14 protein-coding genes, 2 tRNA genes, 2 rRNA genes and 1 pseudogene (1 of these 19 running past the window's edge) are annotated in these 19,598 nt (G+C 68.6%); 15 read left to right on the plus strand and 4 right to left on the minus strand.

Annotated features, from left to right (window positions below):
- Positions 1-58: 58 nt before the first annotated feature.
- Both FVA80_RS06915 and FVA80_RS06920 read right to left on the minus strand, forming a co-directional pair.
- Positions 59-2,308, minus strand: a complete 2,250-nt coding sequence (locus FVA80_RS06915; RefSeq protein WP_147907861.1) for a TonB-dependent siderophore receptor — start codon at positions 2,306-2,308, stop codon at positions 59-61.
- Between the two features lie 330 nt (positions 2,309-2,638).
- Entirely contained in the window at positions 2,639-3,832 is a 1,194-nt protein-coding gene (locus tag FVA80_RS06920) for an alpha/beta hydrolase (protein WP_147907818.1), read from the minus strand.
- A 249-nt stretch (positions 3,833-4,081) separates the two neighbouring features.
- Here FVA80_RS06920 and FVA80_RS30340 point away from each other — a divergent pair, with 249 nt between their 5' ends.
- The gene (locus tag FVA80_RS30340; RefSeq protein ID WP_187193607.1) at positions 4,082-4,255 is read left to right on the plus strand and encodes a hypothetical protein; all 174 of its coding nucleotides are present in this window, start codon (positions 4,082-4,084) and stop codon (positions 4,253-4,255) included.
- 10 nt (positions 4,256-4,265) lie between these two features.
- Here the strand turns inward: FVA80_RS30340 and FVA80_RS06925 are convergent, their stop codons facing one another.
- On the minus strand, positions 4,266-5,903 hold the full coding sequence (locus FVA80_RS06925) for an acyl-CoA synthetase (RefSeq protein ID WP_147907817.1): 1,638 nt from the start codon (positions 5,901-5,903) through the stop codon (positions 4,266-4,268).
- Positions 5,904-6,044: 141 nt separating this feature from the next.
- Positions 6,045-6,605: a PAS domain-containing protein gene (locus FVA80_RS06930; protein WP_147907816.1), complete on the minus strand. Its 561-nt coding sequence runs from the start codon at positions 6,603-6,605 to the stop codon at positions 6,045-6,047.
- A gap of 380 nt (positions 6,606-6,985) precedes the next feature.
- On the opposite strand from FVA80_RS06930, the gene FVA80_RS06935 reads away from it, so the two are divergent.
- The 14 genes and pseudogenes from FVA80_RS06935 to FVA80_RS07000 all read left to right on the plus strand — a co-directional run.
- A complete protein-coding gene (locus FVA80_RS06935) occupies positions 6,986-7,633 on the plus strand; it encodes a ParA family protein (protein WP_147907815.1) in 648 nt (215 codons plus the stop codon).
- Positions 7,617-7,937, plus strand: coding sequence for a ribbon-helix-helix domain-containing protein (locus FVA80_RS06940; RefSeq protein ID WP_050736065.1), 321 nt, complete (start codon positions 7,617-7,619; stop codon positions 7,935-7,937). The genes FVA80_RS06935 and FVA80_RS06940 overlap by 17 nt, the downstream gene beginning before the upstream one ends.
- 557 nt (positions 7,938-8,494) lie before the next feature.
- The gene (locus FVA80_RS06945) at positions 8,495-9,406 is read left to right on the plus strand and encodes a septal ring lytic transglycosylase RlpA family protein (RefSeq protein WP_147957800.1); all 912 of its coding nucleotides are present in this window, start codon (positions 8,495-8,497) and stop codon (positions 9,404-9,406) included.
- Between the two features lie 30 nt (positions 9,407-9,436).
- A complete protein-coding gene (locus tag FVA80_RS06950; RefSeq protein ID WP_147957801.1) occupies positions 9,437-9,778 on the plus strand; it encodes a hypothetical protein in 342 nt (113 codons plus the stop codon).
- Between the two features lie 151 nt (positions 9,779-9,929).
- Positions 9,930-11,150: a D-alanyl-D-alanine carboxypeptidase family protein gene (locus FVA80_RS06955; protein WP_147910714.1), complete on the plus strand. Its 1,221-nt coding sequence runs from the start codon at positions 9,930-9,932 to the stop codon at positions 11,148-11,150.
- A gap of 10 nt (positions 11,151-11,160) precedes the next feature.
- A complete protein-coding gene (tmk, locus tag FVA80_RS06960; RefSeq protein ID WP_147910713.1) occupies positions 11,161-11,865 on the plus strand; it encodes a dTMP kinase in 705 nt (234 codons plus the stop codon).
- Between the two features lie 10 nt (positions 11,866-11,875).
- A pseudogene (locus tag FVA80_RS06965) lies at positions 11,876-12,929 on the plus strand (DNA polymerase III subunit delta').
- 170 nt (positions 12,930-13,099) lie between these two features.
- On the plus strand, positions 13,100-14,689 hold the full coding sequence (metG, locus tag FVA80_RS06970) for a methionine--tRNA ligase (protein WP_147910711.1): 1,590 nt from the start codon (positions 13,100-13,102) through the stop codon (positions 14,687-14,689).
- Positions 14,690-14,706: 17 nt separating this feature from the next.
- Entirely contained in the window at positions 14,707-15,501 is a 795-nt protein-coding gene (locus tag FVA80_RS06975; RefSeq protein WP_147910710.1) for a TatD family hydrolase, read from the plus strand.
- Positions 15,498-16,316, plus strand: a complete 819-nt coding sequence (locus tag FVA80_RS06980) for an MBL fold metallo-hydrolase (protein WP_147910709.1) — start codon at positions 15,498-15,500, stop codon at positions 16,314-16,316. The genes FVA80_RS06975 and FVA80_RS06980 overlap by 4 nt, the downstream gene beginning before the upstream one ends.
- Before the next feature lie 462 nt (positions 16,317-16,778).
- Positions 16,779-18,263 (plus strand): 16S ribosomal RNA (locus FVA80_RS06985).
- Between the two features lie 218 nt (positions 18,264-18,481).
- Positions 18,482-18,558, plus strand: a tRNA-Ile gene (locus FVA80_RS06990).
- 37 nt (positions 18,559-18,595) lie between these two features.
- A tRNA-Ala gene (locus FVA80_RS06995) sits at positions 18,596-18,671 on the plus strand.
- 326 nt (positions 18,672-18,997) lie between these two features.
- Positions 18,998-19,598: ribosomal RNA gene (locus tag FVA80_RS07000) — 23S ribosomal RNA — on the plus strand (it continues 2,209 nt past the right edge of the window).
- The 16S and 23S rRNA genes sit together here with 2 tRNA genes alongside, the layout of an rRNA operon.

Genomic DNA, 19,598 nt, shown 5'->3' on the forward strand with positions numbered 1-19,598 from the left:
GGTCGCCCCGCCTTCACGATCCCGCCGCGCGTGACTCAGGCCACGCGCGGCCCGCGTCTCACCACTTGTAGCTCACGCTCGCCAGGACCCGCCTCGCGTCGCCGTAGAAGCAGGAGGTCGAGGTCTGGCAGGACGAGACGAAGCGGCGGTCGCCGATATTCGTCGCGTTGACCTGCAGGCGCCAGCGCTCCCAGTCGTAGTGGACCTGCGCGTCGAACAGCACGTAGTCCGGCACCCGCAGGGTGTTGCCGACGTCGGCGAAGGACCGCCCGACGTAGCGCACGCCACCACCGAAGCCGAAGCCGCGCAGGTCGCCGTTCGGGATGGTGTAGTCGACGAACACGTTGGCGAAGTTCTCCGGGATGTTGACCGGGACCTTGCCGATCAGCTCCGGGCCGCCCCGCTCGTTGGTCAGCCCATAGATCGTGTACGAGGCCGCCACGTTGAGGCCCTCGGCCAGGCTCGCGACCAGCTGGGCCTCGAAGCCTGTGGACCGCACCTCGGCCAGCTGGGCGTTGAACAGCGGGTTGCCGGGATTGGCGGTCAGCACGTTCTGGCGGTGGATGTCGAAGCCCGCCAGGGTGAGGAAGTAGCCCTGGCCCGGGGGCTCGAACTTGACGCCGCCCTCCACCTGCTTGCCGGTCTCGGGCTTGAAGGTCTGGTTGTTGATGTCGGTGCCGATCAGCGGCTGGAACGAGGTCGAGAGGCTGACATAGGGGGCGAGCCCGTTGTCGAAGTTGTAGATCAGTGCGGTCCGGTAGGTCGTGCCGTTGTCGCTGCGGCCGTTGTTGCCCAGACCGTTGTTGAGCTTGTCGACCACCCGGTTGTCCGCGAAGTCCTGGCGGCCGCCGACCAGCAGGGTGAGCCGGTCGGTGACCTTGATCTGGTCCTGCAGGTAGAGGCCGAGCTGCTTGAACGCGTCGGAATTGATCAGGTACGGCGACGGCGTCCCGGTGGGCAGGCCGTAGACCGGGGCCAGGATGTTCAGGTCGCTCGCGGGGAACAGCGACGCCTGGTTGTCGTTCAGGCGGTAATCCTTGTAGTCCAAGCCCATCAGCAGGTCGTGACGGAAGTATCCATCGAAGAACCGCGCCTCGGCCTGGTTGTCGACCTGGAACAGGTTGACCTTGGCGCTGTCGCGGAACTGGTAGCGGGCGAGCAGCGTCTGGGCCGGGTTGCTGTAGCCGAGCTGGCCGATATCCGAGTTCTGGAAGCTCTTGAGGAACGAGTACCGGAGGTTCTGCCGGAAGGTCCACGTCTCGTTGAAGTCGTGCTCGAACTCGTAGCCCAGGAACGCCTGGTCGCGCTGGAAGGTGTTGAAGCCGGCATCGCCGACGTTGAGCGAGCGCGGGATCCGAAGCCCGGAGGCGTTGGGCCGCACGGTCCCGAGATACGGCAGGAAATTCGACGTCACCGCGGTGTTGTCGTGCTGGAAGCTCGACAGGAAGGTGAAGCGCGTCGCCCCGTCCGGCTTATAGGTGACGGCCGGTGCGATGTAGAAGCTGTCGTCCGGGGCGCCCTCGACCTGCGTCCCGCCCTGGCGGCCGTAGCCGGTCAGCCGGTAGAACCAGTGGCCCTCCTGGTCGGCCGGGCCGCCGAAGTCGAAGGCGGCGTATTTCTGGCCGAACGAGCCGCCGCCGACCTCGGCATAGCCGAACGGATCGAGCGTCGGGCGCTTGGTGACCTGGTTGACGATGCCGCCGGGGCTGCCGGCCCCGAACAGGACCGCCGCGGGGCCGCGCAGCACCTCGATGCGCTCGAGCCCGAACGTGTTGGTCTTGAAGTAGCCGAAGCCGTAGTTCAGCTGCTGCAGCCCGTCCCGGTAGATGCCGAAATCGCTCACCACGAAGCCGCGCAGGGTGAGGTAGTCGATGCGCGAATCCGCGCCGAACACGCCGCCATAGGCCCCCGCGACGTACTGGGTGGCCTGGGTCAAAGTCTGGGCGTTCTGGGCGTCGAGCTGCTGGCGCCCGATCACGGTGATCGATTGCGGCGCCTCGATCAGCGGGGTGTTGGTCTTCGTCGCGGTGTTCGAGCGCTTCGCCACGAACCCGTCGATTGGGCCGGTCGGGCTCTCCACGCTGCGCGAGGCCGTATTGGAGCGCCCCGCCTGGACCGGGCCGCCCCCACGGCTCTCGACGCTGATCTCGTCGAGCCGCACGCTGCCCCCGGCGGGTGGATTGGCGATGCCGCGGCGCGGCGGCGTCGCGTCCTGGGAGAGGGCCGGGACGACCTGCGCCAGAACGGCCAGGGAGGCGCCGGCCAGGAAGGCGCCGGCCAGGAAGGCGCCGGCGCGGCGGGCGCGCAGGGCGCCGGGACGGGGTGAACGACTGGCATCTGACTGGGCCCTGCACGACGCTTCGGGCAGCCGCCCGCATGCGCCGGGACGGGCCCGGCGGGGCTGCCCCGCTCTTTAGAATTGTGATAAACTGCTGTTATTATTGAGGTTTCTACAACTTTCAGTACGATCCGCCACGCTTGGCCGCAAGCGGGTCGCGCGCGGAAGGCGAATGCTGTTGCGGTTTCAACACGCAGCGATGGAGGGGCCGCCAGAGCGGGGAGGGCGCTGTCGCCAACGCTGCGGCGGAAATGCCTGTGGACGCCGGGGGACGCACCGCGGCGCCTGATCCCGAGGCGGCTACTTCACGCGGCCCGCGATCCAGGCGGCCACGGCATCCGCCACGGCGTCGCTGTTGGACTCGAGCATCACCATGTGGCCGTTGCCGTGAAGGCCCCGCTCGGCCAGCCGGATCGCGTCGGGCTTGGCGCCGGCCTGGGTCAGGAATGCGACCGTGCAGGCATCGTAGGTGGCGTGGAACGAGGCCTCGGCGGTCACCAATGCGGCCGGCACCTTGGCGAGGTTCGGCAGGGTCCGGGCCGGCTCGGCCTGCAGCCAGCAGCGGATCTGGCCCTCCGCCGCCTTGGCATCGGATCCTTTCGCCTGCTGCGCCACCATCAGATCCTCCGGCGCCTTGACCGGCGGATCGAAGGTCAGGGGCATGCGGGTCAACCCATAGGCGCGGGCGCGGCCGTCGCCGGACTTCTCCCAGAACTCCTTGCCGCCGCGGAACTGCACGTCGAAGAAGGGCGGCCCGTTCGGCTCCACGGTGACGTGGGCCTTCACCAGATCGGGCCGCGCATCCGAGGCCGCCCAGCCGAACAGGGCGCCCTGGCCATGCGTGAGCAGGATCGCCGGCCCGACCTTCTCCAGGAGCGCGAGCAGGGCCGGGGCGACGAGTTCCTCGGTCTGCTGGCTGTTGGCCAGGAACGGGACCTGGCTGGCGAAGAACTGGTCGAACCCGGCATTGCCCTGCACCCCGGTACCGCCCGGCCATTGCGTGTGGAGCTTCGCCTGCGGGAACAGGTCGTAGACCTCCGGTGCCGTGTAGATCTTCTCGAGGGTGCGGGTGCCGAGCCGGTCGTAGGGGCCGTAGACCTCCGGGTTGGTGCCCGAACGCCCGCGTCCGACCTGATCGACCACGTAAACCTGATAGCCCTTCTCGACGAAGCGCTGCACCCAGCCCGGCCGGCCGTCCGGGGTGGCCAGGAAGTTCACTCCGGTCTGGGCGAGACCGTGCACCATCACCACCGGGTAGGGCTGGGTGATCTCGGCCGGCGCACGCGCCTGAACGAACATCTGGCCGACCATCACGGTCTTGTCGCCGAGCTTCTGATACCGCCCGCCGATGTAGAAATAACTCGCCCGGGTGACCGGCCCGGGGGCGGGCGCCTCGGCCCGCACCGGCAGCGCGGCCAGGATCGTGCCCTGAACGGCCAGCAACGCTCCAAAAATGCGGCCCGCGATCCCCGCAGCGATCCCGTTACCGGCCATACGTCCCTCCCCGGATGCACGTCGCATCGCGCGGGCTTATTGCGGGAATCGGGGCGTACGGCCAGCACCTCCGGTTGACGCAGGATCCGGCCCGGTGACGGAGAGCCCGAACCCACACGCATGCCAGGCCCACCACGGCGACGCTGGTGAAAGCCCGGCCGCGCGCCCACCTTCCTGTCATCGCAGGCGCCGGGATCGGCGCCCCTCGCCCGGTAAGCCCGCGGCGAGACGAGCTAAGGACGTCACGCCGTGGACCCCGCTACCGCCAAGATTCTGGTTTCCGCAGCCCTGGTCGCCTCGATCGCCCTGTTCAGCCTCATGTCGATCCAGGCCTTCATCGCCCAGGTCGCGTCCGATCTGCGTGCCGCCAAACCCGTGCGCGCCACGGTCCGCGCGGAGCCTCGGCAGCCCCCGCAGGCCTGAATGAGGCCGCTCAGGCCTCGTCCTGACGGGCCCGCTCGCGCAGGATGAATTTCTGGACCTTTCCCGTGGAGGTCTTCGGCAGGTCGCCGAAGATCACGTGGCGGGGCAGCTTGTAGGCGGCCAGCCGCCCGCGGCACCACTGGATCAGTTCGTCGGCGCTGGGCGACGCGCCCGGCTTCAGCTCCACGAAGGCGCAGGGCGTCTCCCCCCATTTCGGGTCGGGCTTGGCCACCACCGCGGCGGCCGACACCGCCGGATGCTTGAACAGCGCGTCCTCCACTTCGATCGACGAGATGTTCTCGCCGCCCGAGATGATGATGTCCTTCGAGCGGTCCTTGAGCTGGATGTAGCCGTCCGGATGCTTCACCCCGAGGTCGCCGGTGCGGAACCAGCCGCCCTTGAAGGCGGCCTGCGTGGCCGCCGGATTCTTGAGGTAGCCGCGCATCACCACGTTGCCGCGCATCATCACCTCGCCGATCGTCGTGCCGTCGGCCGGCACCGGCACCATCGTGTCCGGGTCGCGCACGTCGAGCGCCTCCAGAACCGGGTAGCGCACGCCCTGGCGGGCCTTCTTGGCCGCCCGCTGGTCGGCCGCGAGCGCGTCCCAATCCGCGTTCCAGGCATTGACCACGGCCGGGCCGTAGCTCTCGGTCAGCCCGTACAGGTGGGTCACGTCGAACCCGGCCTCCGACATGCCGGCCAGGATCGCCTCGGGCGGCGGGGCGGCGGCGGTGAAGAACGCCACCCGTCGGGGCAGGTCCCGACGCTCGGCATCGGGGGCGTTGATCAGCATCTGCATCACGATCGGCGCGCCGCAGAGATGCGTGACCGCGTGCTCGGCCATCAGCCGGTACATCGCCTCCGCGCGGACCTGGCGCAGGCAGACATGGGTGCCGGCCACGATCGACAGGGTCCAGGGGAAGCACCAGCCGTTGCAGTGGAACATCGGCAGCGTCCAGAGATAGACCGGGTGCTGCCCGAGCCCCCCGGTGATGACGTTGCCGAGCGCCAGCAGCGCCGCGCCCCGGTGGTGGTAGACCACGCCCTTCGGATCGCCGGTGGTGCCCGAGGTGTAGTTCAGCGTGATCGCGTCCCACTCGTCGTCGGGCAGCGCCCAGTCGTGCTCCGGGTCCCCGCCCGCCAGGAACGCCTCGTAGTCGGTCTCGCCGAGGCGCGCGCCGGGGCCGTCGTAATCCGGGTCGTCGACGTCGATCACGAACGGTTTCGTCGCCAGGCCCTCGAGGGCCGCAGCGGCGGTCTTCGAGAACTCGCGATCGGTGATCAGCACCTTGGCCTCGCCGTGCTCCAGGCAGAACCGGATCGCGGCGGCGTCGAGACGGGTGTTGAGGGTGTTGAGCACCGCCCCGGTCATCGGCACGCCGTAATGGCACTCGACCATCTCGGGGGTGTTGGCCAGGAACGCCGCCACGGTATCCCCGCGGCCGAGCCCGCGCCGCGCCAGCGCCGAGGCCAGGCGCCGGGCGCGGGCGTAGAGGTCCCGGTACGAGCGCCGCAGGGGGCCGTGGACCACCGCGACCTGGTCGGGAAACACCCGCGCCGCCCGGTCGAGATAGAGCAGGGGGGTCAGCGGCTGGTGGTTGGCCGGCACACGGTCGAGATCGCGGTCGTAGATCGTGTCGCGGGCCATCGGAATCCTCCCGGCAAAGTCTTGCCGGGACCGTAGCTTGTGGGCGTGGGCGCGATCAATCGCACTTCGACCCTGCGCACGGGCTCGGGCGCGGCATCGTCTTGGGCCGAATGCCGGAACCCATCGTTCGGGGCATTGCGCTCAGTGGCGCGGCTCGTCCTCGGGCTCCGGCAGGAACCGGGCGAGCTCGAAGCCGATCTCGATCATCAGGCGCTCGATCCGCTCGACCAGCGCCGGCAGCTCCAGGACGTGGGCGAGGTCGCGCAGGGCGATGACGTGCTCGGCCATCCGGTTCACCACCCGCTCGCTCTGCACGAGGTTGGCCGCCTGCACCTCGGTCCGGTCGATGGCGATGCCGCGCCCCTGGAGCGTGCGGCCCGAGGGATCGCGGTCGATCCGGCCGCGCATCAGCAAGGTGCGGACGCCGGTGCGGGTGTCACGGGTGCGGAACTCCGCCTCCAAGGTGCCGCCGGTCTCCGACACCGCGTGCAGGTAGCTCTCGATCCGGATGCGGTCCTCCGGATGGGTGCGGTCGAGGAACGCCGCGAGGGACACCCCCGTGGCGGCCGCCACCGGGTCGAGGCCGAGCAGCCCCGCCAGGGAGCCCGAGAGCGCCAGCCGATCGGCCCAGTGATCGTGGACCCACGTCCCGACCACGCCGGAGGCGTCCAGAACGGATTGCGGGATCGGGGCGTCGGCCATGCCATTCCTCGCCGGGGTTTCGAACGCCGCCAAACCTGAGGTTATAAAATCCATCGCAGCTCCGGCGCCGGCTACCTTGACGCTACGGCATCCTAGAGCTGCTGAAAAGGCCGTTCCGGAACAAGACTGCCGACATATGAACCTGAGGTTTAGATTGCATGCGATGACCGAACACCCTGACCCGATCCGGCGGTGCACCGGCGGCAGGGCATCTTAACGCCTCGTTAACCATGTCGGACGCACCGTGCCGCTCGACATCCTTGGGTCACAGGATCGCGGCAGCCCGTGATTGCGCACCTGAGGTTGCCCGACGAGGGCGCGGCATTCGTGAATGCCAGCGCTTCCGGCGGATGCGCGGGGCCTTCTGGAGGATGCCCAGGATGAAAGCCATCACCTTCGTCACGCAGAAGGGCGGCAGCGGCAAGAGCACGCTGTGCATCTCCCTGGCGGTCGCCGCCCGCGAGGCGGGCCACACGGTCTGCATCCTGGAGATGGACCGCCAGGCCACGATCTCGGATTGGCTGGACCACCGCACCGCCGACGGTCCCGAGGTCGCGCAGATCGACGCGACGCAGATCGACGCCGTGATGGAGCGCCTGCGCGACTCGGCCTACGACTACGTGTTCATCGATACGCCGGGGGTCGATTCAACCGGCACGCTCTCGGCCATCCGTGCGGCGGACCTGTGCATCATCCCGTGCCGGCCGACCCCGGCCGACCTGCGGGCGTTCAAGCCGACGCTGGCGGCGGTCTACCGGCTCGAAAAGAAGTTCGCCTTCGTGCTGAACCAGACCCCGCCCCGCTCCTACCGGGTCCGGGACGCAGCCGACGGGCTGGCGGTGCTCGGCATCCTGCCGGACGTGAACATCGTCGCCCGCACCGACCACCAGGACGCGATCGGCCTCGGCCAGGGCGTCACCGAATTCAACCCCAAGGGCCAGGCCGCCGGAGAGGTCCGGCGCCTCTGGTCGTGGATCGAGCGCCGCACGCAGTCGCTGAAGACGGGCCGACATGTCCAAGCCGCCTAAGCTCAGCCTCGCGGCGATCGTCGCCTCGGCGAACCCGCCGGACCGGCACGCGGCCCGGCCGCAGGGCGCCGAGATCGTGACCCTGGCGCTGGCGCCCCCGGCGGCGAAGCCCGCCGCCACGCTGAAGCAGCGCGCCCGGCAGATGTCGGTCTACCTGGAGCCCCCGGTCTACGACCAGCTCCGGGACCTCGCCTATGCCGAGCGGACCAAGATGCACGCCCTGATGCTGGAAGGGCTCGACCTGCTGTTCAAGCAGCGCGGCGCCCGCTCCATCGCGCAGCTGACCGACACCCCGCCGCGCTGACCCCGGCGAGGCTCAACCCTGCCTCCGCACAGGGTCCCGAACGCGATCCGTGCAGGGTGTTTGCAGAGGCAGCTCTGACAACAACCCCGTCATCGGGGCCGCGCAGCCAAGCCCCGAAATGACGGGGCGGATGCCGATGCGTCCTCGGACATCCGGGATCCGTAGCGGGTCGCCCGTTTCCGTGCAGACCCTTCGGCAGCCACCCGGGCGATGGATGCGCCCGGGCCATCAGGCCGGTCCTGCGCGCTCTCGACCGCCCGGCGCCGCTGGCGCGGGTCTTTTCGGGCAGCGCAATGCGAGCACCTCGAGAGCGCCCGGTCTTGATTACATAAACCTCAAAGCATCCATTTATCAGAGCCTTGCTGGCAAATCCTGATGTGGCACGCGAGGTTTTAGAGCGGCTCGGCTGCAACGCCTGAACCGCGACAGCCGACATCGTTCAGGCTTCCTTTACGCGACCGCTACAATTCTGGGTGGACTGGCTGAGCCCTTGGGGCGCGGCCGGTGCCGGCCCGTTTCCGGGCCGTTGTCCCGCGTCGCGTTTGGTGAACCCCGATATGGTGCGCACGACCCTTCCCCGGCCTGCGCGCCTCGCCCTGCGGCTCTTGGCCGTCTCGGGCGTGGCCCTGGCCACGGCCAACTGCGCCACCAATCCCCAGCAGCAGAAGCTCAGCTCCGGCAACGGCATCGACCCGAAATACGGGGTCAAGGCGAGCCCGCGCCTCTACAACGAGGGCGACGTGATCCCGAAGGGCGGCGGGCGCCGCTACACCGGCAAGCCCTACGTGGTGGCCGGCCAGACCTATGTGCCCAAGGAGGATCCCCGCGGCTACGTGCGAGAGGGCTTGGCCTCTTGGTACGGCTCGGCCTTCCACGGCCGCATGACCGCCAACGGCGAGGTGTTCGACCGCCACTCGATCGCGGCCGCCCACCCGACCCTGCCGCTGCCGAGCTACGCCCGGGTGACCAACCTCGACAACGGCGCCTCGATGATCGTGCGGGTCAACGATCGGGGCCCCTACCATGCCGGCCGCGTCATGGACGTCTCCGAGGAGGCGGCCGAGGCCCTGGGCTTCCACCGGCGCGGCACCGCGCGGGTGCGGGTCGAGTATGCCGGCAAGGCCGCGGTCGCCGGCAGCGACGACCGCAAGCTGCTCGCCAGCCTGCGCACCGACGGGCAGCCGGCCGGCCGCTCGACCGTGATGATGGCGGATCTCGGCCCCTCGGAGGAGCCTGAGCGCTACGCCCGCTCGGCCGCCGAGCCATTGGCCTTCAAGCCGCCCCCGAGCGGGCGCAGTCCGACGAGGCCCCGGCGTCGCGGCCCGAGCGGCCGGCCTGGTGCGCGCTCCGATCGTGCTCGCCTCGGCCGCCATGCGGGTACCGGCGGCCGTCCAGCCGACCGCCCAGAAGGTGCGGGATTTCCGGCCCGCGCCGATCCAGGTCGCCGAGCATGCGGGGGCCGGCGCTAAAGGCGCGAGCCTCAAGGGGAGGACCTGAAAGTGGCGGGCCTCAACCCGGCCCAGGGTCACGGCGCGGCCGCGAAGACCGCCGTCGCGGCCGGCCGGCCGGCACGGCCCGGAACGCCCGCCCCCGACGAAACTCGCCGCGGCGGCCCCGCGGCGCTGCCGGCCTCGGCCAAGTCCACCCTGACGCATCTGGCCTCCGGCGCCGCCAAGGGGTCGACGATGCTCGCCTCCAAGACCGCGGCCCCGGCCTCGGCCAAGGCGGCGGTGCCAACCAAGGTCGCGGCGGCCGCGAAGGCTCCGGCCCCTGTGAAAGCCGGGACCCCCACCCGGACGGCGTCGGGCGGGGGGCATGCCCGCCTCGCCGGGATCTATTGAGGGCAGCCCCGGCGCGTCCCGGACGGCACGCCGTTCCGCAATGCGGCATTTCGCGTTCGATCCGGCGCTGAAACCGTAATATGGTCACGCTTGTTATCCGGATGCGGCGGGAGTTTCTCCGGCCGGGCGGCAGGCGCGGGACGGACCGGTGATGCGCAGGACCCTTCTCACCCTTCTGGCGGCCGCTTGCGCGCTGGGCGCCGGCCTCGCGGGCGCGACCGCTCAGGGCTTCCAGACGGCGGCCCCGCACGCGATCCTGATCGATGCGGATTCCGGCTCGGTGCTGTTCGAGAAGGCCGCCGACGAGCGGTTCTCCCCGGCCAGCATGGCCAAATTGATGACCACCGACATCGTGTTCGAGGCGCTGAAATCCGGCCGCCTGGCGATGGATACGGAGTTCACCGTCACCGAGGACGCCTGGAAGCGGGGCGGGGCGGGCGGCGGCGGCTCATCGATGTTCGCCCAGGTCAACAGCCGCATCAAGATGTCGGACCTGCTGCGCGGGCTGATCGTCCAGTCGGGCAACGACGCCGCGATCACCATCGCGGAGAACATGGCCGGCACCGAGGATTCCTTCGCCGGGCTGATGAACCGGCGGGCCAAGGAGATCGGGCTGACGAATTCGACCTTCCGCAACGCCACCGGCTACTCGGCCCCCGATCAGAAGGTCACGGCCCGGGACATGGCCAAGCTCGCGATCCACCTGATCGACACCTACCCGGACCTGTACAAGATCTTCGCCGAGAAGGAGTTCACCTGGAACAAGATCCGCCAGCAGAACCGCAACCCGCTCCTGGCGCTCGACATCGGCGCCGACGGGCTGAAGACCGGCTACCTGGAGGAATCCGGCTACGCGCTGACCGGCTCGGCGGTGCAGAACGGCCAGCGCCTGGTGCTGGTGATCTCGGGGCTCAAGACCGCCCGGGACCGGGCCTCCGAGGCGCGCAAGCTGATGGAATGGGGTTTCCGCGCGTTCGAGACGCGGCAGATCTTCGGGGCCGGCGAGACGGTCGCCGACGCCTCCGTGTTCGGCGGCCAGGCGGGCTCCGTTCCGCTGGTCTCGAAGAAGCCGGTGCGGGTCCTGCTGCCCCGCGGCTCCAGCGACCGGGTCAGCGCCAAGGTGGTCTATACCGGGCCGCTGATGGCCCCCGTCGAGGAGGGCCAGCAGGTCGGCACCCTGCGGATCCAGCGCGGCGACACGGTCGCCCTCGACCAGCCGCTCTTCGCCGGCGCGACGGTGGAGCCCGGCACGCTGTCGCAGCGGGCGATGGACGCGGCGCTGGAGTTCGGTACCGGCCTCGTGCGCAAGGCCTTCGACCGCGTCGGCAAGAAGGACGCGAAGTCCGGCGAGCGTACGGCCGATCCGACGTGATTGGACGCCCGTGATCGTGCCAGGCTTCGAGGACGCTTCGCAGCGAACCTTCATCACCTTCGAAGGCGGGGAGGGCGCCGGCAAGTCGACCCAGGTCGCCCGCCTGGCCGCGACCCTGCGGTCCCGCTCGGGCCGGGAGGTCCGCGTGACCCGCGAGCCCGGCGGCTCGCCCCGGGCCGAGGAAATCCGCGTGGCCCTGCTCGGCGGCGTCGCCAAGCCCTACGGCCCCTTCGCGGAGGCGCTGCTGTTCAGCGCAGCCCGGATCGACCACCTCGACCGCCTGATCCGCCCGGCCCTGCGCCGGGGCGAGATTGTGCTGTGCGACCGCTTCATCGACTCGACCCGGGCCTACCAGGGCGCGGCGGGCGGCCTCGACCCGGCGGTGATCGCCGCCCTGGAGCGGGTCGTGGTCGGCCCGACCCGGCCCGACCTGACCCTGATCCTCGATCTGCCGCCCGAAGCCGGGCTCGCCCGCGCGGCCGGGCGCAGCACCGGGACGGGGCAGGGGGCCGACCGGTTCGAGGCGGAATCGCTGGCCTTCCACACGCGGCTGCGCGACGCCTTCCTGGCGATCGCCCGGGCCGAGCCGCAACGTTGCGCGGTGATCGATGCCGGTCGCGACCCCGATGCGGTGGAAGCCGCGATCCGCGCCGCGGTGGCCTCCCGCCTGCCGGGCCTGCTGCCGCTCAAGGAAAGCCGCGGCGATGCCGCCTGACCCCCGCGCCATGAAATTGGCAGACCGCGCCGCCGACGACGTCGAGCCCGGCGACCTCCCCGGTATCGCGCGCCCGCGGGGACCTGGCGCTGGTCGGCCACGCGGCCGCGGCGGCCGCCTTCGCGGAGGGGATCGCGGCGGGGCGCCTGCACCATGCCTGGCTGATCGGCGGCGCGCCCGGGATCGGCAAGGCGACGCTGGCCTACCGGGTCGCCCGCCGCCTGCTGGCCTATCCCGCCGGCGGCGGGCCGGCCGGGCTCGATGTGCCGGACGAGAACCCCGTCGCCGGCAAGGTCGCGGGCCTGTCGCATCCGAACCTCGTGGTCCTGCGCCGCCACCGCACCGTCGGCGCCAAGACGCTGCCCACCAAGATCTCGGTCGACATGGTCCGCCGGGCCCTGGACCTGTTCGCCTCGACCGCCACCGATTCCGGCTGGCGGGTCTGCATCCTCGACAGCGCCGACGACCTCAACGCCAACGCGGCCAACGCCCTGCTCAAGGTCCTGGAGGAGCCGCCGCCGCGCGCCCTGTTCCTGATCCTGGCCCACCAGCCCGGCCGACTGCTGCCGACGATCCGCTCCCGCTGCCGGGTGCTGATGCTGCGCCCGCTGGCGCCCGAGGCGGTGGCCCAGGTGGTGCGCGGCCTGCCCGAGCCGTTCCCGCAGCCGGAGGAGGCCGCCCTGGCCCGGGCGGTCGCCCAGTGCGAGGGCTCGGTCGCCCGGGCGCTGGCGATGCTCGACCCGGTCACGGCCGGCCTCGTCGCCGAGGTCGAGACCCTGCTCGCCCGGGCGCAGACGCCCGATTGGGGCCGGGTGCTCAAGCTCGCCGAGACCCTGGCCGGGCGCGACGCCGAGGCGCGGTTCGAGGCCGCCCAGGACGCGGTCCTGCGCTTCGTCTCGGCCGAACTCGACCGTCGCCGGAACGAGCCGCCCGCCCGCCTCGCCGCCCTGGTGGACGTCGCGGACCGGTTCGGCCGCGCCGCCCGGGAGGCGGCGATCTACAATCTCGACCGGCGCCCGGTGGTGCTGTCGCTGTTCGGCGATCTCGCCGAGGCGGCCTCGTAACCCCTCTGCGCGCCGGGACGACCAGGGCGCTGCCCTGGACCCGCAAAAGGTCCCGGACCGTCTGGGGTCACGATCGTCCGCGCGGTTCCCGATCCCGGCGGCTGTTGCGTCCCCGCCGCTGCCGCGCGACAACGCGGGCAACCTCCTGCGATGATCCGGAACACCCCGACGTGACGTCCAACGCCCCGGCGCACTCCAAAAAAACCTTCGGCCTCTCGACCGCGATCTCCTACCCCAACGGCGCGCCGCATATCGGTCACGCCTACGAGGTGATCGCCGCCGACGCCATCGCCCGCTTCCACCGGCTCGACGGCTACGACGTGCTGTTCTCCACCGGCACGGACGAGCACGGCCTCAAGATCCAGCAGGCGGCGACCCGGGCCGGCACCAGCCCGCGCGCGTATGTCGACGGCACCGCAGCGCGCTTCCAGGCGATGGCCGACCGGATGGACTGCGCCTACGACCGCTTCATCCGCACCACCGAGCCCGGCCACTACGAAGCCGCGCAGGAGATCTGGCGGCGGATGGAGGCCAACGGCGACATCTACCTCGACACGTATGCCGGCTGGTACTCGGTGCGCGACGAGGCCTATTATGACGAGGCCGAGACCCGCCTGCTCGAGGATGGCAGCCGCCGCAGCCTCGCCACCGACACTCCGGTCGTGTGGATGGAGGAGGAGAATTTTCTCTTCAGATTGTCCGCCTATCAGGACCGGCTGCTGAAGCTCTACGAGGACCAGCCCGACTTCATCGGCCCGGAAACCCGAAGGAACGAGGTGGCGAGCTTCGTGCGCTCCGGCCTCAAGGACCTCTCGGTCAGCCGCACCAATTTCGACTGGGGGGTACCGGTGCCGGGGCATCCCGGCCACGTCATGTATGTCTGGGTCGACGCCTTGACCAACTACCTGAGCGTCACCGGCTTCCCCGACGCGGAGAATCCCCTGAAGAAGTTCTGGCCGATGGACCTGCACGTCATCGGCAAGGACATCGTCCGGTTCCACGCGGTCTACTGGCCGGCCTTCCTGATGGCGGCCGGGCTGCCCCTGCCCAAGCGCGTCTTCGGCCACGGCTTCCTGCTCTCCAAGGGCGAGAAGATGTCGAAGTCGCTCGGCAACGTGCTCGACCCGTTCGAGCTCGCCGACACCTACGGGGTCGACCCGGTGCGTTACTTCGTGCTGCGCGAGGTGCCGTTCGGCGGCGACGGCAGCTACAGCCACGAGGCGATCATCGGCCGGATCAACGCCGATCTCGCCAACGACCTCGGCAACCTCGCCCAGCGCTCGCTCTCGATGGTCGCCAAGAATTGCGACGGCGCGGTGCCGGATCCCGGGGCCCTGCCGGGTTCCTTGGACGAGGCCGATCGTGCCCTGCTGGCCCAGGCCGACGCTCTCCCGGACAGGGTGCGGAGCCTGATGGGCGATCTCGCGCTCCACAGCGTCCTGGCCGAGATCTGGGCGGTGGTGGCCGAGGCCAACCGCTACTTCGCCGGGCAGGAGCCGTGGCGCCTGCGCAAGTCCGATCCGGCCCGGATGAACGCGGTGCTCTACACGACGCTGGAATCGCTGCGGGCGTTCGGCATCCTGGTCCAGCCGTTCGTTCCGACCGCGGCCTCCAAGCTCCTGGACCTGCTGGCCGTTCCGGCGGACCGGCGCAACCTCGCCGATGCGGGGGAGGGCGGACGCCTGGTACCCGGCACGGCGCTCCCCGCCCCGGCTCCGGTCTTCCCGAGGTTCGAGCGGCCCGAAGCGCCGGCGGCCTGACAGCGATCCGAGACACGATGCTGATCGACAGCCACTGCCATCTGGATTTCCCGGATTTCGCCGCCGACCTGCCGGGGGTGATCGCCCGTGCCCGGGAGGCGGGCGTCACCGGGATGCTGACCATCTCGACCCGGGTCGCCCGGGCCGGGACCTACCGGGCGATCGCCGAGGCCCACCCCGAGATCTGGTTCACCGTCGGCACCCATCCGGACGGGGCCGCCGAGGAGCCGGATGTGCCCGCCGAGACGATCGCGGGCCTCGCGCGCGCACATCCCCGCTGCGTCGGGATCGGCGAGGCCGGGCTCGACTACCACTTCCCCGACGGCGCCCCCGAGGCCGTGCAGGAACGGGTGCTGCGCGCCCATATCGAGGCGGCGCGCCTGTCCGGCCTGCCGCTCGTCATCCACGCCCGGGATGCCGACGAGCACATGGAGCGGGTGCTCACCGACGAGATGGGTCGGACGCCGTTCCGGGCGGTGCTGCACTGCTTCTCGTCGGGCCGGCGCCTCGCCGAGGCCGGGCTCGAGCTCGGGCTGTCGATCTCGTTCTCCGGCATCGTCACCTTCCGGCGCGCGCACGCGTTGCGCGACATCGCCCGGAGCGTGCCCCTCGACCGGATCCTGGTGGAGACCGACGCGCCGTTCCTCGCCCCCGAGCCGCATCGCGGGCGCACCAACGAGCCGGCCTACACCGCCGACACCGCCCGGACGCTGGCCGAGACCCTGGGGCTGTCCGCCGAGGACTTCGCCCGGATCACCACCGCGAATTTCTTCACCCTGTTCGACAAGGCTAAACCCGGGGAGGCAGCGTGACGACTTCGGAGGATGCGCCGGCAACGCTGACTCTGCGCATCCTCGGCTGCGGCTCCTCCGGTGGGGTGCCGCGGGTCGCCAGCGGCTGGGGCGCCTGCGATCCGGAGGATCCGCGCAACCGCCGCCGCCGCTGCTCGATCCTCGTCGAGCGTGAATCCGGGGGAGGGCGGACCAGCCTGCTGGTCGATACCTCGCCGGACCTGCGCGAGCAGCTCATCGACGCGGGCGTGCGACGCCTCGACGGCGTGCTCTACACCCACGCCCATGCCGACCACACCCACGGTATCGACGACCTGCGCCCGCTGGTGATCGCCATGCGGGGGCGCATCCCGGTCTATGCCGACAGCCTGACCCGGTCGCTGCTGACCACGCGGTTCGGCTACTGTTTCGAGACGCCCCCCGGCAGCGCCTATCCGCCGATCCTCGATGTGCGCGACCTGCCCGATGCGCTCAGCCTCGACGGGCCGGGCGGTGCGATCACGGCCGAATCGCTCCTGGTCGAGCACGGTACGGAGGCCGCCCTCGGCTTCCGCTTCGGCCAAGCCGCCTACATCCCCGATGTCAGCCTGATCCCGGAGGCGAGCCTGGACCGGCTCCATGGTCTCGATCTCCTGATCATCGACGCGCTGCGTGACACGCCGCATCCCACGCACTTCTCCGTCGCGGACGCCCTCGCGCTGATCGAGACGGTCCGGCCCCGGCGCGCCGTGCTCACCAACCTCCACACCGACCTCGACTATGCGGCGCTGGCAGCGCGCCTGCCGGAAGGGGTGGCCCCGGCCTATGACGGCATGAGCCTGAGCCTCGACGACTGAACCGCCCTTCGCGGGGGGGGGGCGAATCGGGCGTCACACGGCCGTCGCCGCCGGAGTCCAAGAAAATCGGCTCCGCCCCGGAACAACCCTGTTGACGGCGGGGATTGCGCTGCGTATACACCGCTCATCGGCGCCGGCCGCGGAAGTGGCCCGGGCGCTGAGGCATCTTCTGACAGTTCAGCGGGATTGGCCGGCTTAAGCGCCGGGCGATCGGCTGTCTGTCTCTGGTAGGCGGGTCTGCGGACCTGATCGACCGGTCTTTGACATTGTTGGATTTGAGGAAGGGAGACGCGGACGGCGTTTGTCCTTGCGGCTGGAGCTTTGGCTTCGGCAAGTGAGAGACTAGTGCCGATCGTCGTGTTTCTCTTTTTGAGCTCACCGACCGGGTCGCGCTGTGAAGCGCTGCTTGGTCGATTGTGAGGCTCCGTCTGAGAATTACGTGATCGGCCAGATCAATCTCTTCAACGTGAGAGTTTGATCCTGGCTCAGAGCGAACGCTGGCGGCAGGCTTAACACATGCAAGTCGAGCGGGCACCTTCGGGTGTCAGCGGCGGACGGGTGAGTAACGCGTGGGAACGTGCCCTCTGGTTCGGAATAACTCAGGGAAACTTGAGCTAATACCGGATACGCCCTTTTGGGGAAAGGCTTGCTGCCGGAGGATCGGCCCGCGTCTGATTAGCTAGTTGGTGAGGTAACGGCTCACCAAGGCGACGATCAGTAGCTGGTCTGAGAGGATGATCAGCCACACTGGGACTGAGACACGGCCCAGACTCCTACGGGAGGCAGCAGTGGGGAATATTGGACAATGGGCGCAAGCCTGATCCAGCCATGCCGCGTGAGTGATGAAGGCCTTAGGGTTGTAAAGCTCTTTTATCCGGGACGATAATGACGGTACCGGAGGAATAAGCCCCGGCTAACTTCGTGCCAGCAGCCGCGGTAATACGAAGGGGGCTAGCGTTGCTCGGAATCACTGGGCGTAAAGGGCGCGTAGGCGGCGTTTTAAGTCGGGGGTGAAAGCCTGTGGCTCAACCACAGAATGGCCTTCGATACTGGGACGCTTGAGTATGGTAGAGGTTGGTGGAACTGCGAGTGTAGAGGTGAAATTCGTAGATATTCGCAAGAACACCGGTGGCGAAGGCGGCCAACTGGACCATTACTGACGCTGAGGCGCGAAAGCGTGGGGAGCAAACAGGATTAGATACCCTGGTAGTCCACGCCGTAAACGATGAATGCCAGCTGTTGGGGTGCTTGCACCTCAGTAGCGCAGCTAACGCTTTGAGCATTCCGCCTGGGGAGTACGGTCGCAAGATTAAAACTCAAAGGAATTGACGGGGGCCCGCACAAGCGGTGGAGCATGTGGTTTAATTCGAAGCAACGCGCAGAACCTTACCATCCTTTGACATGGCGTGTTACCCAGAGAGATTTGGGGTCCACTTCGGTGGCGCGCACACAGGTGCTGCATGGCTGTCGTCAGCTCGTGTCGTGAGATGTTGGGTTAAGTCCCGCAACGAGCGCAACCCACGTCCTTAGTTGCCATCATTCAGTTGGGCACTCTAGGGAGACTGCCGGTGATAAGCCGCGAGGAAGGTGTGGATGACGTCAAGTCCTCATGGCCCTTACGGGATGGGCTACACACGTGCTACAATGGCGGTGACAGTGGGACGCGAAGGGGCGACCTGGAGCAAATCCCCAAAAGCCGTCTCAGTTCGGATTGCACTCTGCAACTCGGGTGCATGAAGGCGGAATCGCTAGTAATCGTGGATCAGCATGCCACGGTGAATACGTTCCCGGGCCTTGTACACACCGCCCGTCACACCATGGGAGTTGGTCTTACCCGACGGCGCTGCGCCAACCGCAAGGGGGCAGGCGACCACGGTAGGGTCAGCGACTGGGGTGAAGTCGTAACAAGGTAGCCGTAGGGGAACCTGCGGCTGGATCACCTCCTTTCTAAGGATTCTTTTTTGGATCTGCGGTCCGGTTCTGCCGGATCGCTGTGAGCCCAGGCATCACGCTCCGGCTCATCCATCGAAGGTCATTGGATACAAGGGTTCAGTCAGAACCCATTTTGCGGGACGGACGCCGTCCTCGTTTCTCTTCCTCACCAGATAGCGCGATCGGCGCACCGTCTTCGGCCTCGGGCCGATCCGGCGTGTCTCGATCGCTCTGGGCCTGTAGCTCAGGTGGTTAGAGCGCACCCCTGATAAGGGTGAGGTCGGACGTTCGAGTCGTCCCAGGCCCACCACGACACGGGACGCTCCGCCCGCCGGCGCTGACCCCTTGGGGCCATAGCTCAGTTGGGAGAGCGCGTGCTTTGCAAGCATGAGGTCGTCGGTTCGATCCCGTCTGGCTCCACCATTGTTTGGGACCTGGCGCCGCAGCAGCGGCGACGGTCCGAACGCAATGCCGGGCCTGGCTATCTGGAACACAGTTTGCCGCGGCAGACGATTGACGAGGACCTTAGGGTTCGGTCGATCGCGCCGATTGGCGAAGACATCAGTGACATCGTGAAGAGGGAATGTGGCCGTTGGGGGCGCGAAAGCGTCTACCCTGGCGGTCATGTTCGGCAAGCATACGGTGATTGGATCGGAAACGATCCGATCACTGGTCTTTTTGTGACCGTGTCGCGCTGATCGGCCAGCCTTACGGCTGTCGGATCAGCGACGGACATCGATCACGAGAGCGATCAAGTGCCTTAAGAGCATTCGGTGGATGCCTTGGCGCTGAGAGGCGATGAAGGACGTGGTACGCTGCGATAAGCCTTGGGGAGCTGCGAACGAGCTTTGATCCAGGGATTTCCGAATGGGGGAACCCACCTTCGATTTTTTGTCATGTGGCCCTGGAGTTTTGGCTTCCGGTCCGCATGATGAAAGGTCAATGAAGGTATCAGACCTTGAATAAAATAGGGGTTTGAAGCGAACCCGGGGAACTGAAACATCTCAGTACCCGGAGGAAAGGACATCAACGAGACTCCGTCAGTAGTGGCGAGCGAACGCGGATCAGGCCAGTGCCTGTGGTGAGTTTACCGGAACGGTCTGGAAAGGCCGGCGTGATGGGTGACAGCCCCGTACGGGACGGACGAACCACAGGACTCGAGTAGGGCGGGACACGTGAAATCCTGTCTGAACATGGGGGGACCACCCTCCAAGCCTAAGTACTCCTCAGCGACCGATAGCGAACCAGTACCGTGAGGGAAAGGTGAAAAGCACCCCGACGAGGGGAGTGAAACAGCACCTGAAACCGGATGCTTACAAACAGTGGGAGCTCAAGGTTTGTCCTGAGTGA

The organism is Methylobacterium sp. WL1 (genome assembly GCF_008000895.1).
In the GTDB taxonomy this organism is placed as follows: Bacteria; Pseudomonadota; Alphaproteobacteria; order Rhizobiales; family Beijerinckiaceae; genus Methylobacterium.